At 74.0% G+C, this 13,802-nt stretch carries 9 protein-coding genes; 3 read left to right on the top strand and 6 right to left on the bottom strand.

The window, feature by feature from the left end:
- Both ACZ303_RS03665 and ACZ303_RS03660 read left to right on the top strand, forming a co-directional pair.
- Nucleotides 1-1,350: a carbohydrate ABC transporter permease gene (locus ACZ303_RS03665; RefSeq protein WP_467334668.1), complete on the top strand. Its 1,350-nt coding sequence runs from the start codon at nt 1-3 to the stop codon at nt 1,348-1,350.
- Nucleotides 1,347-2,228, top strand: a complete 882-nt coding sequence (locus tag ACZ303_RS03660; protein WP_467334667.1) for a carbohydrate ABC transporter permease — start codon at nt 1,347-1,349, stop codon at nt 2,226-2,228. Before ACZ303_RS03665 ends, ACZ303_RS03660 begins: the two co-directional genes overlap by 4 nt.
- A gap of 94 nt (nt 2,229-2,322) precedes the next feature.
- On the opposite strand, the gene ACZ303_RS03655 is transcribed toward ACZ303_RS03660, so the two are convergent.
- A complete protein-coding gene (locus ACZ303_RS03655; RefSeq protein WP_467335775.1) occupies nt 2,323-3,981 on the bottom strand; it encodes a glycosyltransferase family 39 protein in 1,659 nt (552 codons plus the stop codon).
- Between the two features lie 359 nt (nt 3,982-4,340).
- On the opposite strand from ACZ303_RS03655, the gene ACZ303_RS03650 reads away from it, so the two are divergent.
- Nucleotides 4,341-6,071: a glycosyltransferase family 2 protein gene (locus tag ACZ303_RS03650; protein WP_467334665.1), complete on the top strand. Its 1,731-nt coding sequence runs from the start codon at nt 4,341-4,343 to the stop codon at nt 6,069-6,071.
- Between the two features lie 46 nt (nt 6,072-6,117).
- On the opposite strand, the gene ACZ303_RS03645 is transcribed toward ACZ303_RS03650, so the two are convergent.
- From ACZ303_RS03645 to ACZ303_RS03625, 5 genes are all read right to left on the bottom strand, one after another.
- The gene (locus ACZ303_RS03645) at nt 6,118-7,275 is read right to left on the bottom strand and encodes a glycosyltransferase (RefSeq protein ID WP_467334663.1); all 1,158 of its coding nucleotides are present in this window, start codon (nt 7,273-7,275) and stop codon (nt 6,118-6,120) included.
- A complete protein-coding gene (locus ACZ303_RS03640; RefSeq protein WP_467334661.1) occupies nt 7,275-10,142 on the bottom strand; it encodes a bifunctional glycosyltransferase/CDP-glycerol:glycerophosphate glycerophosphotransferase in 2,868 nt (955 codons plus the stop codon). Before ACZ303_RS03640 ends, ACZ303_RS03645 begins: the two co-directional genes overlap by 1 nt.
- 3 nt (nt 10,143-10,145) lie before the next feature.
- Complete coding sequence (locus ACZ303_RS03635; RefSeq protein WP_467334659.1) at nt 10,146-11,384, bottom strand: glycosyltransferase family 87 protein; 1,239 nt, start codon at nt 11,382-11,384, stop codon at nt 10,146-10,148.
- 89 nt (nt 11,385-11,473) lie between these two features.
- The gene (locus tag ACZ303_RS03630; RefSeq protein WP_467335773.1) at nt 11,474-12,880 is read right to left on the bottom strand and encodes a hypothetical protein; all 1,407 of its coding nucleotides are present in this window, start codon (nt 12,878-12,880) and stop codon (nt 11,474-11,476) included.
- A 103-nt stretch (nt 12,881-12,983) separates the two neighbouring features.
- Nucleotides 12,984-13,793 carry a polyprenol monophosphomannose synthase gene (locus tag ACZ303_RS03625; RefSeq protein ID WP_467334657.1) on the bottom strand — a complete coding sequence of 270 codons (810 nt, stop codon included), beginning with the start codon at nt 13,791-13,793 and terminating at the stop codon, nt 12,984-12,986.
- Between the last annotated feature and the right edge of the window lie 9 nt (nt 13,794-13,802).

Raw genomic sequence — 13,802 nt, 5'->3', positions numbered from 1 at the left:
ATGTCGACCGCTACCGCGGGCGGTGCCGCGGCCCCCGGGCCGCAGGTGCCTCCCCTGAAGAAGCCCAGGAGGGTGCTGGGGACCCGGCCGTGGGTGGCCGCCTGCTTCCTGCTGCCCGCCCTGGCCCTGCTCGGCGCCCTCGTCGTCTATCCCATCGGCTATTCCGTCTACCGCAGCTTCTTCGACGCCTCCGGCGACGGCTTCGTCGGCGTCGACAACTACCACGAGGTCTTCACCGACGACCGGATCCGTACGGCCCTGAAGAACAACGTCATCTGGGTGATCGTCGCCCCGTCGGTGGCCACCGCGCTCGGCCTGATCTTCGCGGTCCTCACCGAACGGGTCCGCTGGGGGACGGCCTTCAAGCTCGTCGTCTTCATGCCGATGGCGATCTCGATGCTCGCCGCGGGCATCATCTTCCGGCTGGTGTACGAACAGAATCCCGATCGCGGCGTCGCCAACGCCGTGTGGGTGGGCGTCCACGACACCTTCAAGGCGCCTCCGCCGTTCCCGGGGGCGCATCCGTCGAACGACAAGCTGCTCACCGAGAGCGGCGGGGACTTCACCACCCGGACGGCCGTACGGGCCGGCGGGCCGGCCGCGCTGCCGCTGGTGGGTGCCAAGCCGGCGGAGATGAAGGGCGCCAAGGACGCCGTCCCGGCGCGGGACGTCGCCGGGAAGGTCACCGGCACGGTGTGGCGGGACTTCACCCGGGGCGGTGGCGGCACGGCGGGCCTGATCGACCAGGGCGAGAAGGCCCTGAAGGGTGTGAAGGTGGAGGCGGTCAAGGACGGCCGGACCGTGGCCTCGGCCACGACGGCCGCCGACGGCACCTTCACCCTGCCCGGCTCGGCGGACGGCGCGCTGCTGCGACTGCCCGCCGCGAACTTCGCCACGCCCTACAACGGCATCGACTGGCTGGGCCCCTCGCTGGTCACGCCGGCCATCATCGGCGCGTACATCTGGATGTGGGCGGGCTTCGCGATGGTCCTCATCGCGGCGGGCCTCGCAAGCGTGCCGCGCGAACTCCTGGAGGCGGCGCGGGTGGACGGCGCGAACGAGTGGCAGGTCTTCCGCCGGGTGACGGTGCCGCTGCTGGCGCCGGTCCTCGCGGTCGTCCTCATCACGCTCATGATCAATGTGCTGAAGATCTTCGACCTCGTCTACATCATCGCGCCGGGCGCGAGCCTCGACAAGGCCAACGTGCTCGCCCTCCAGCTCTACCAGTCGTCCTTCGGCACGGACGTCAACCAGGGCGTCGGCAGCGCCATCGCCGTGTTCCTGCTGGTGCTCGTGCTGCCGGTGATGCTCGTGAATATTCGGCGGATCCGAAGGGAGCGGCAGCGATGACCACTTTGGACTCGGTCGTACGGGCCAAGCAGTCGCTGCCGGCACGGATCGCCGGCCGCCTCGGCGGGGGCGTGATGCGCGCCTTCCTCGTCGTCATCGGGCTGTTCTGGCTGACGCCGACCGTCGGCCTGCTGCTGTCCTCCTTCCGCGACAAGTCCGACATCGCGGCCTCGGGCTGGTGGAAGGTCCTCAGCCACCCCGCGCAGCTCACCACCCAGAGCTACGGCGACCTCTTCTCCAACGACACGGTGATGAAGTCGCTGCTGACCACCGCCCTGATCACGGTGCCCGCGACGGTGCTGGTGATCCTGGTCGGCGCGCTCGCCGGCTACGCCTTCGCGTGCCTGGACTTCCCCGGCCGCGACTGGTGGTTCATGGCCGTCGTGGGGCTGCTGGTCGTGCCGGTGCAGGTCGCGCTGATCCCGGTGGCGAAGCTGTTCAACACGCTGGGCATCTTCGAGTCGACGCCGGGCGTGGTGCTCTTCCACACCGCCTTCGGGCTGCCCTTCGCGGTCTTCCTGCTGCGCAACTTCTTCGCGGAGATCCCGCGCGAGCTGCTGGAGGCGGCACGGCTGGACGGCGCGGGCGAGCTGCGGCTGTTCACCCGGGTCGTGCTGCCGCTGGGCGGGCCGGCGATCGCCTCGCTGGGCATCTTCCAGTTCCTGTGGGTGTGGAACGACATGCTGATCGCCCTGATCTTCGCGGACAGCGGGAACCCGCCGATCACGGTCGCGCTGCAGCAGCAGGTGCGGCAGTTCGGCGACAACATCGACATCCTCGCGTCGGGGGCCTTCCTCTCCATGGTGGTGCCGCTCGCGGTGTTCTTCGCCTTCCAGCGGCAGTTCGTCAGCGGTGTGATGGCGGGCGCGGTGAAGTAGGGGGCCGTGCTGGCGGGTGCGCGCGGGGGCTGTCAGCTTCGGGGCGCCGGTATCGCCCGTTCCCCTCGGCCGGTGGGTGTGCGCGGGGGCCGTCTCACTCGCGGCGTATGTAGAGCGAGACGGCGCCCCCGCGTACATACGTCGTGGACTCCTCCCGGTAGAGCCGCTCCAGCTCGGTGGTCTTCGCCTGCTCGGCGCGCTGGGCGCGGAACCAGGGGGTGCCGACGGTGCCGGTGTCCCGGACCACCCAGAGGCGGCCCTCCGGGGCGAGGCGGGCCAGCCGGGCGCGCAGGGTGGCGGCGGTCACCTCCTCGCCGAAGAGGGTGCCGGACGCGGCGGGCGACCGCTTGAGGGTGAGGTCGCGCAGACCGGCGAAGTCGCGCGGATAGGCGAGGGCCGTACGGCGCTCGTGCAGCGGCAGGAACAGCACCGCGTCCCCCGGCTCGGCGACCCGCCCGACGACCGTGGCGACGCGGGCCAGTTCGTCGCCGCGGCTGGTGGGAAGGCGCTCGCGGTCCTGGAACGGCAGCTGCCAGACGAAGGCCGCGCCGACGGCGAGGGCCCCGGCGGCACCCACGGCACGCCGCCACGGCAGGAGCCCGAGAAGCCGGTCGGCACCGGCGGCGGCGAGCAGCGGGACACCGGCGAGGCAGAAGAGCAGATAGCGGTCGAGGAAGAGCGGCTGGTACTGGGCGGCGGCGTAGAGGAGCACGGGCGGTACGAGCGCGAGCGGCAGGGCGACCGCGTTCAGGTGGAGGCGGGGGGTGGGGGGTGCGGGTGCAAGGGGGTGGCTGGTGCGGGCGGTCGGGGTGAGGAGGGCGACGGCGGTCAGGAGGAGGGTGCAGGTCAGGACGAGGTCACCGGGACCCGCGAAGGCCCGCAGGAGCGCTTCGGCCTCTTCGGGTCCGGGCGTCCTGATCCAGGAGACCTGGGCGCTCTGGCCGCGCGAGACGACGACGAGTGGCAGCAGCACGAGGCACGCGGCGGCGGCCGCGCATCCCCAGGCGCGCCAGACCCGCGCCGGCACCCGGGAGGCGAGCAGGGTCAGGGCGTGCGCGGCGAGCAGCAGGATCGCGAACTCATGGAGCAGCGCGGTGACGGCTACGACGGTGCCGTAGGCGGTCCAGGGGGTGCGGAAGTGGGGGCGGGTGCGGGTGTGGGAGTGGGGGCGGATGCGGGTGCGGAAGCGGATTCGGGTGCGGGAGCTCGGGGGGCCGTGCGGGGGCCGGTCCGGGCGGGTGTCCGGACACCCGCCGAGCCGTCCGTCCGGCTTCCGGTCAGACCCCGCGCCGGGACGTCCGGGCGGGCATCCGTCCGCGCCTGGCCCGCCCGCCCCTGGCCCGCCCGTGCCGTGTTCGACCGCGCGGATCAGCAGCCAGGTGGCGAGGGCGGCGCCGGTGGCGACCAGGGCGTAGGAGCGGGCCTCCTGCGCGTAGTGGCTGACGAACGGCGTGGTGGCGTAGAGCAGCCCGGCCCACAGGCCCACGCGGGGGCGGGCGAGGTGGCAGCCGATAGCGGCGACGAGCGCGGCCGTGGCGGCGGAGGCGGCGACGGATGGCAGCCGGAGCGCGATCTCGTCGGCCCGCACCGCGAGGACGACGTGCATCAGCGCGTAATAGAGCCCGTGGACGGCGTCGATGGAGCCGAGCAGGTGCCATATCTCCGGCAGCGAGCGCCGGGCCACCTGAAAGGTGGCACTCTCGTCCCGCCACATGGTCCCGCGATCGAGGCCCCACAGCCCGACGCCGAGCATGAGGACGGCGGGGAGGAACACGGCGAGGACCGGCGTCCGCCGCGCACCGCGTGGCGGGGGCTCGGGGACCGGCGCGCCCGCACCGCCCCGGCTGCCGACGCGCCGCAGGGCGTCGCCCGCCTCGGCCGCCTGACCACCGGCCCGCCACGGCCGTTGACGGCCTGCACGGAGACGAACGACCTCCCCGAGCCCCCACCGCCCGCCGCCCGCCACGGGCTCCGCGGGCCGCTCCGCCTCCCCCGCCGTGACCGGCCGCCTCAGTCCTGTCTCTTCCATCCCGGCCCCTCCCCCTCCTGATCGGCCACGCCCGAACCCCCAATGCCCCACTTAACGCCGTTTTGTAGGTAAAACTGCTTTTTGTGGCAGCAAGCGACAGCGGTACCGGCTCTCCCGAGCCCGCCCCGTCTCCACCCGCCGGGCAGGTCAGCGTGGTCGTCATCGGCTTCGACGACGCCGCGCACATCGGCGACGCCGTGCGCTCCGCCCTCGCCCAGGGGCCGGCCGTCGCCGAGGTCGTCGCCGTGGACGACGCCTCCACCGACCGCACCGGCGCGATCCTCGACGAGCTGGCCGCCGGCGAACCGCGCCTGCGCGTCATCCACCGCGCCGTCAACAGCGGCGGCTGCGGCGCGCCCCGCAACGACGGCGTGCGGGCCGCCACCGCGCCGTATGTGATGTTCCTGGACAGCGACGACCTGCTGCCCCCCGGCGCCGCCGAGGCTCTCCTGCGGGCCGCGCTGCGCCACCGGGCACCCGTGGCGGCCGGTCTGTGCGTGCGCCGCGAACTTCCCCAGGGGCGCGACACCCGCTGGCAGCCCGGCCTCTACCGCCGGGCCGGGGTCCACCGCTCCCCCGAGCACCGCCCGGCGCTCCTGCACGACACCCTCTGCGTCAACAAGCTCTACGCGCGCGCCTTCCTCGCCGAGCACGCCATCGCCTTCCCCGAAGGGCGCTTCATCTACGAGGACTTCGTCTTCACCGCCCAGGTGTTCGCGGCGGCGCCCCGCGTGGCGACCGTCCCCGACACCGTCTACATCTGGCACGTGCGCCGCGGCGCCGCCGCGCCCTCGATCTCCCTCGACCGCGAGCGCGTCGCCAACTGGCAGGCGCGCGTCCGCGCCCACCGGCGGAGCGTCGACGTCTTCCTCGACGCGGGCAGCAAGCCGCTCGCGCACGCCGCCCGGGTGAAGTTCCTCGACCACGACCTGCGCATGTACGTCCGCGAGCTGCCCGCCCGGAGCCCCGGCTACCGGCACGCCTGGTGGCGGGTGACCCGCGGCTATCTCGCCACGTACGAGGAGTCCGAGCTGTGCGCCGCCCGCGCGCCGGCCCGCTGGATCGCCCGTGCCGTCCTCGCCGCCGACACCCCGCGCGACCTCGGCCGGCTCGCCCAGCTCGCCGGCCGTCCGCCCCGGCTGGTGCCGCCCTACGCCGAGGCGGACGACGGTCCCGTCTGGGCCGCCGACCTGCCGGGCGCGCGCCTGGACGGCCTCACCGACCCGGCCGCCGTGCCCACCGGCCGGCTGCCGGTGACGGTCGACGGCGAACTGCGGCTGATGGTGGGCCGCCGCGCGCTGCCGCGCCTCCGCCGCCCCCGTCCCCGGCCCGCGAAGGGCCGCGCCCCCGCCGGCCCGTACGCCGAACTGCGGCTGCGCGTCCACGACCTCTACGGGCGGCTCGCCGCCGACCCTCCGCGCACCGCCGATGTCGAGCTGCGCCGCCGGGGCGGCGCGGCCACCCTCCGCCGCGGCGTCCCGCTCACCGGCGAGGGGCCCGCCTGGACCGCGCGGCTCGTCCTGGGCCTGGGCGCGCTCGCCGCCCTCGGCCGTCGCGACGGCGCCGGCACGGCCCCTCAGGTGTGGGACGTCCGCGTGCGGGTGCGCTGCGCGGCGGGCGATTCCTTCCGTACGTCCGTGCGCGCCGTCGGCCGCGGCCTGCGCCGCACCGCGCTGCCGAGTCCGCGCGTCGGGCTGCTGCTGACCCAGCCGTACGCCACGGCGACCGGCTCGCTCGCCCTCCGCCTGGCCTCGGGCACCCGCGCGGCCCTGGGCATCGCCCTGCGCCGGCTGCGCCGCGCCGCCACCTCTTAGCATCGCCCTCCCCCTCTCCTCGGAACCCCGTGGACCGGCCGCCCGGCTACCGGTCGATCTCCTCGAACAGCGCTTCCCACCGGTCCAGTACGTCCGGCAGCCGCAGCGGCGCGACATGCTCGCGCGCGGCCCGCCCATAGCGCTCGCGCAGGGCGGTGTCCGTCATCAGCTCCCGCAGGGCCGCGGCGAACGCCTCGGTGTCACCGGGCGGTACGAGCGTGCCCGTGCGGCCGTGGTCGATCAGCTCCCGGACGCCGCCCGACAGGTCGAAGCTCACGCACGGCACCCCGACCGCCGACGCCTCAGCGAGCGCCATCGGCCGGCCCTCGCGTTCGCTGGTGAGGGCGACGACGGACAGCTCGCCGTAGGCGGCGGCCATGTCCCGCACGCTGCCGCGGAAGCGGACGCGGTCGGCGACGCCGAGACGCTCGGCCCGGGCGCGGAGGTCCGGCTCCAGCGGGCCGTCGCCGAAGAAGTGCAGCTCCCAGCCCTCCCCTCCGCCGCCCGCAGCGGCGAACGCGTCGAGGAGGCGGTCCAGCCGCTTGACCGCCTCCAGCCGCCCGACGGCGCCGACGCGCCGGGTGTCGAGCGGGGCGGGCCGGCCCGGCGAGAAGGGCAGGGGGTTGGGCATCACGGTCGCGTTCGGCAGCCGCCGGCGGCGGAACTCCGCCGCGTCCGGCTCGCTCAGGAACACCGACTTCTCCAGCTCCGGGTAGTGACGCAGGATCAGCTGGAGGTTCGCGGAGTGGCACGCCTGGAGGAAGGACTCGTGGTACTGCCCGATGCCCTTCAGGTGCGGCCATCGCACGGCGCGCAGCCAGACCGCGGCCCAGGGCGAGCCGATGAGGACATGGCCGTCCGGCACGGCGGCGAACCGCCGGGCCAGCCGGTGTCGCGCCCGGTCCCGCTCCCGCCGTTCGGCATGGGCCTCGCGCAGCCGGGTGGGGCTCAGCCGCTCGGCGAAGGAGGAGGCCCGCCATGGCGGGGCGGCCGGCGAACCGTAGAGGGTGGTGTGCAGATAGGCGGGGTCGGCGCGGTAGGTGTGGGGTTCGGGGCTCGGCCGGATCCCGATCAGGTCGACGCGGTGGCCGCGCTCCGCGAAGCCCTGGGCAAGGGTGTGCAGGACGCGCTGCGAGCCACCCAAGGAGTCCACGTCGATGCCGACCAGGAAGAGATTGCGCGGTGTCATGGCGCGCGGTGCCATCAGCCTCGCCCCTCGAAGAACAGGTCGACGACGGTCTTGCTCGCCCGCCCGGTCTCGTGCGGGTTGAACCGCGCCTGGAACCGTCCGTACGCCCCCGCCCACTCCTCCCGCACCGCGTCCAGGTCCGCGAGCGCGGCGGCCAGCGCGTCCACCGTGGTGAGCATCGGGCCGGGGGCGATGTCGGGCAGCTCGTAGTAGGTGCCGCGTGCCGTGGAGCGGTAGTGCTCGTAGTCGTCGGTGTAGAGCAGGATGGGCCGGCCCGTGTTGGCGTAGTCGAACATCACCGACGAGTAGTCCGTGAGCAGCGCGTCGGAGGCGAGCAGCAGGTCGTTCAGGTCGGGGAAGTCCCGGCCGTCGCGTACGGCGTGGCCCAGCTCGCGGGGGACGGTGAACCGCTCGTAGTAGTGCGGGCGGACCACGACCGTCCACTCCTCGCCGGTGTGCCGCACCAGCTCCGCGAGGTCGACGCGGACCGACTCGCCGCTGCCGCGCGCCCCGTCGCGGAACGTCGGCGCGTACAGCAGCACCTTGCGGCCGTCGGGGATCTGGAGGCGCTGCCGGGTGGCGGTGGCGCGGTCGCGCTGCTCGGGGTCGTTCCAGCGGACGAGCGCGTCGTTGCGGGGCAGGCCGGTGCGCAGCAGGGCGCCGGTGTAGCCGTTGGCGCGGACGAAGGTCCGCTCGAATTCCGGGCTGGGGGCGATGAGGGCGTCCCAGCGGGCGACCATCTCGCGGTGCCGTCGCTGCCGTTCGGGGCCGGCGAGGCGCAGTTCGGGGACGTCGAAGCCCATGTGCTTGAGCGCCTGCCCGTGCCAGGTCTGGAGATAGCGGGTCTCGGGCCGCTTGCCGTAGGGCTGCGGGAAGCCGTGCGAGTCGACCCAATAGCGGGCGCGGGCGACCGTGCGGACGTACTCCCAGCTGCCGCGTCTGATGAGCGGCACGTCCTCGGGGTAGGAGGCGCGGCTGCCGGAGTACGACCAGACGGCGCGCAGCGGCAGGGACCGCCGCCGGAGCTCTTCGTGGATGGCGCGGGGGCTGTCGGCGTAGCCGCGGCCCTCCAGGGCCTCGAAGACGACGAGTTCGTCGTCGACGGGGAGCCGTTGGAGCTCGTGGTAGGTCAGGGCCTTGGCGCGGGGGCCGGTGACGCGGCGGGTGAGCCGCTGGATCCGGCGGCGGGCGGGGGCGACGCGGGGGGCCACGGCCTCGGCGCGGCCGAGGGCGCCGGCGCGCTCCCAGGTGAGTTCGAGCCGGCCCGCGCCGTGGCCCTCGCAGCCGACCCGCATGGTGTGCCCGGCGAGGGGGCCGTGCTGGGGGAGCCGGGTGGTCAGCGGGGGCAGTTCGGCGGGCGCGAGGAGGGGGTCGGTGCGGGTGATGCCCATGCGGGTGAGGGCGATCAGGGGGTGGCGCCTGCCGCGGAAGCCCTTGACCTCCAGGGGGATCAGGCGCGGGTCGAGGTCGATCTCGGCGGTGCGGTGGCCCGGCGGGCCGTCGGGGCCGACGGGGGCCGGGTCGTAGCGGAAGGGCACGGTGAGCGGGTCGGCGGTGGTGGCGATGCGCAGCTCGGCGGCGATGGGACCGGGGTCGGTGAGCAGCAGCGCGGGGTCGTAGGTGTGCAGCCGGATGCGCAGGGCGGCGCCGGCGGGGTCGACGTGCGCCACCTCATGGCGCAGGGGGCCGGTGGCGAAGGGCTGTTCGTCCAGCCGCCAGGCGGTGATGTCGAGCCCGGCGGCGGCCTCGGGGTCCGCCGGGAGGGTCCGTCCCCAGTACACGCGCCCGGCTTGCCGTACGACGTGGCGGGGGGCGAGGTGGGGGCGGTCGAGGGTGCGGGCGCACTCGGCCGCCTCGTCGAGCCGGCCGGCGCCCAGCAGGTACTGGCAGATCTGCTGCTCGCGGGACACGGCGGCGAGCGCCTCCGGGGCGAGGGTGTGCAGGTAGGGCGTGACGGTGTCGGCGAACTCCGCGGTCCACCGGCGGTCGCGGAAGGGCAGGTCGCCGAGGTAGAGGCGCAGGTCGTGGCGGAGGAACTTCTCGTCCTTCGCCGGTCCGAGGTCGCCGTTGCCGCTCTCCTCCAGGAAGGTGTCGATGAGCCGGGCGGCCGTGAGGCGGTCCACGACGTTCTGGATGCGGTGCCGGCTGGAGGAGATGGAGAGGTGGGCGGGGTCGGCGGCGAGCCACCACGTATAGACGGACCAGGGGACGACGGCGAACGAGCGCGCGAGGGTGAAGGCCTGGGCGGTGAAGAGCTGGTCCTCGTAGTGCATGTCCTCGGGGAAGCGCAGGCGGTGCCGGGCGATGAAGTCGGCGCGGTAGAGCTTGTTGGTGGAGAGGTGGTCGAGGAAGTACTCGGGCGCGGCCCGGATGCCGTCGACGACCCTGACGTCGGTGAAGAGCTCGGGATACCAGAGGCCCGTGGTGCCGCTCTCCTCGAAGTGCCGGGTGACTTCGCCGGTGACGAGGTCCGCGCCGGTCTCCTCGGCGGTGAGCAGGAGTGATTTGCAGGAGTGGTACGGCAGTTCGTCGTCGCTGTCGAGGAACATCACATGAGGGGCGACGGCCGCTTCGATGCCGGCGTTGCGCGGGGCTCCGCAGCCGCCGCTGTTGACGGGCAGCCGCAGGCAGCGCACCCGGGGGTCGGTCTCGGTCAGCTCGCGGGCGACCGAGAAGGTGTCGTCGGTCGAGCAGTCGTCGACGATGATCACTTCGAGGTTGCGCAGCGATTGCCCGAGCACCGACCGCACGGCGCGCGGGAGCCGTTCCGCGTCGTTGTAGACGATCACGATCACGCTGACGTCCGGGCCGGAAGCGGGACGGCCGGGAGCGGGACGGCGGGAAGCGGGCCCCTCGGAGCCGAGGGGGTCGACGACAGTCACAAGTCACCTCAAATCAGAGCGATCGGCGTGATTCACCGAATCACGGTCACTACGAAGAGAGTAGACGCGACCACTGACAGTCACCTCTCCCGCCGGGCGCGCCCGCGTCCGCCAGGCGTGGACGGCCAGCACCGCCGCCACTCCGGTGATCATGACGATATCCTTGAAGGCGTGCCGCTGCGCGCTCTCCAGATACGGCCAGCGCACCCCTATGACCTGCGGCACCAGCGCCGGCCAGAACCACACCGAACGCGCTGCGGCCCCCCGTTCCACCACCGACGCCACGAGCGAGGGCAGCACCACCAGCATGTAGTGCAGGAACGACGGCCGCGTGACCAGGAACGCGGCGAGCATCAGCAGCGACGCGCACTCCACGACCTGCACCCGCTCGGACCCCCCGGCCCGCCACCGCACCCGCGCGAGGACGAGCACGGTCACCGCCGCGCCGGCCGCGAGGGCGAAGGCCAGGAAGTGGGGAACGCCGAGCCGGGGCAGCACGGTCGTCCACGAGGCGTCGTACGGGCGGGCGTAGGCGTCCTGACCGTGCGACAGGAACGGCAGCGTCCGGGTGAAGAACAGCCCCGGCCGGGGCATGGCCAGCGCGGACACCACCGACACCACCACCGGAATCCCCACGGCCCACGCCAGCGCCCGCCACCGCCGGGCGAGGACGAACAGCAGGTACAGCGGTACGAGCATCGGCTTCAGCGCGATCGCCACGCCGATCACGCACGCGGCCGCCGACCAGCGTCCGCGCAGGATCAGCAGCAGGGCGACGGGGAAGGCGACGGCCGAGACGACCGTCCAGTTGCCGAGGTGGACCAGGCCGTGGAAGGGCAGGAACACCCCGAACCCCGCCGTCACGGCCGCCGCGAGCCTGCTGTCCGCGCGGATGCCGAAGATCCGCAGCGACAGCGCCACGCTCAGCAGGACGAGCAGTGCGGTGACGACCGGCACCGCGTAGAACAGCACCCGGTCGTCGACGGCCGTCTGCGGCAGCGCCGCGAACACCGCGCCCGGCAGATAGAGGAACCGTTTGTCCGCGTACGGCGAGCCGCCGTCGAGCAGGGCCCGGGCCGCGCGCACCACGACGGCGTTGTCCATGCCCGCCCGCGGATTGGCCATGACGCGCGCCACGTCCAGCCCGCACACCACCAGCGCCGCGACGAGCGCGGGCCACGAGGCGCGCCCGCGCAACCACCGGCCGACACCGTCGGAGGCGCTCCGGTCGGGCGCGCTCACATCCAGTGCGCTCCTATCCGAAGCACTCTTGTCCGAGGCACTCACCTCGGACGCGCTCACGTCGGAGGAAGCCCTCGCGTCCGGCGCGCTCACCGGCCCACGACCTCGGACAGCACGAACCCCGCGGGCCCCTGCGCGGCCCTCCTCAGCGCCGGATCGCCCTGCGGCAGCCCGGCACCGCCGTCCTTGTGCACCACCCATCGCACGCCGTACTCCTTGAGGATGCCGAGCCGTTCGTCCCGGGAAGTGGCCGGGGCGAAATAGCGGCGGGTCGCGTCCCGCCGGCGCTGTTCGTCGGGGAGGAAGACATCGGGGTAGGCGGGCGCCACGGTGTACGGGCCGTAGGCCGGGATCATCCGCAGCGCGTAGTAGTTGTCGGTCATCACCGTCTCTCCCTTGGCCACGTCGCGCGTCACCCAGTCGAAGGACGGCCAGGGCGCGACCCGGTGCGCGTGTCGCAGGACGGACGGGACCGCGTCCGGCCGCAGGACGTACGTCAGCACCCCGGCCTGCGCCCAGGCCCCGACCGCCAGGGCGCAGGCCGTCAGCGCGACGACGGCGTCGCGCGCCGGCCGGTCGGCCGTCTCGATCGCGAGGGCGAGCTGGGCGGGGATCAGGGCCGCGGGCAGGATCCGCCCCCACGCGTGGTGTCCGCTGAGGCCGCCCAGCGCGAAGGCGGCGACGCCCAGCAGGAAGAAGATCACCAGCGGGTCGCGGCGGTCGCGCCACCAGCGGGCGGCCAGGGCCACGACGCCGAGGAGCGCCAGGCAGAACTTCGTCGCGAGGTGGTCGTAGAGCGGCCGGTGGATGTCGTCCAGACCGCCCGCGCCGAGCAGCGAGAAGAAGGGGTAGTACGGCCAGTAGGCGAGCAGCACCACCGTCAGCACTCCCCCGGCGCACACCCGCGCCCACAGCGCGCCCGTGGGCCACGGCCAGGCGCCCAGCAGCAGGGCGGCCACGCCGAGCACGGCCACCGCGCCGGTGAACGGGTGGGCGAGCAGCACGCCCGCCAGCAGCAGGCCCAGCCCGAGGAAGCCGGGCAGCCGCCAGCCGCTCGCCAGGGCGCCGCGCAGCAGCGCCCACAGGTGGAAGGCGAGGCCGAGGGCGAAGGTGCTCGGGTAGGCGAGCGTCAGCGCGAGCGAGGTGAGGCCGGGGAAGCCGCTCCACGCGAACAGCCGCACACCGTAGAGCAGCAGCAGGCACAGCAGCGCGAGCGGCACCGCGCTCCTGGCCCGGGTGAAGGTGCGCACGAACGCGCCCACGCCGGTGACCAGCAGCAGGAGGTCGACGAACGCCGCCGCCCGCAGCACCGTGAAGGTGCCCCAGCCGGTCGCGGAGCCGAGCAGCGCCAGCAGGACCGTCCACGGCGAGACGTAGGGACTGGGCGTGTCCGCGTGCACCAGCGGGTTGCCCGGGTGGAGGAGGTCGGCGCGCAGCCGCTCCAGGACGGCGGCGTGCATGCCCAGGTCACCGGCCCACGGCAGCCGCACCACCATGAGCAGCAGCAGGACGATCAGCAGCAGGGTGGCGCCGGCCGCCACCCTGATCGGGGAGTTCGGGCGTGGCGGCGTGACCCCGGCGGTCAGCGGGGTCACGCGGTCAGCGGGCGCGGTGGCCGGAAGCACGGGTGGCCCTCGCGCGCAGCCGCCACGGCATGGCCACGGACTCCAGCTGTACGGAAAGGTTCATCTTCGACTCGCCGGCGGCGCGGTCCTCGAAGTGGATCGGCACCTCCACGACGGTGTGGCCGGCGCGCAGCGCCCGGTACTTCATCTCGACCTGGAAGCTGTAGCCCGCGCTGTCGACGGTGTCGAGGTCGATGGCGCGCAGCGCGGCGGCGCTCCAGAGGTTGAAGCCGCCGGTGATGTCGCGGACGCGGGTGCCCAGGATCGTACTGGCGTAGGCGTTGGCCCAGCGGGAGAGCAGCTTGCGGTGGGCGGCCCAGGCCGCGGAGAGGGAGCCGCCGGGCACGTACCGGCTGCCGACGACGACGTCCGCGCCGGTGGCGAGGGCCACGCCGAGCAACTCGGGCACCTTGCCCACCGGATGGCTTCCGTCGGCGTCCATCTGGAGGACGTAGTCGGCGCCTTCGTCGACCGCGCGGGCCATTCCCGCGGCGTAGGCGCGGCCGAGGCCGTCCTTGGCCGTGCGGTGCAGGACGGCCATCCGGGCGCGGTCCGGCGCGTTGAACCGCTCGGCCAGGTCCTCGGCGATCTTGCCGGTGCCGTCGGGGCTGTTGTCGTCGACGACCAGCAGCCGCAGCCCCTCCAGCGGCAGCGACATGAGCGCCTCGGCCATCGCGGGGAGGTTGTCCGCCTCGTTGTACGTGGGCATCACCACGGTCGTCGCGGTGCGTCCCCACTCCGCGGGGAGCGGGGGGAGGGCGGCGGGGGTGCGGATTGCGCTCATGTGCCTGTC

Source organism: Streptomyces sp. NPDC023527 (genome assembly GCF_055560115.1).
The sequence above is the reverse complement of the archived record's forward strand: the minus strand, read 5'-3'. Positions and strand labels throughout refer to the sequence as shown.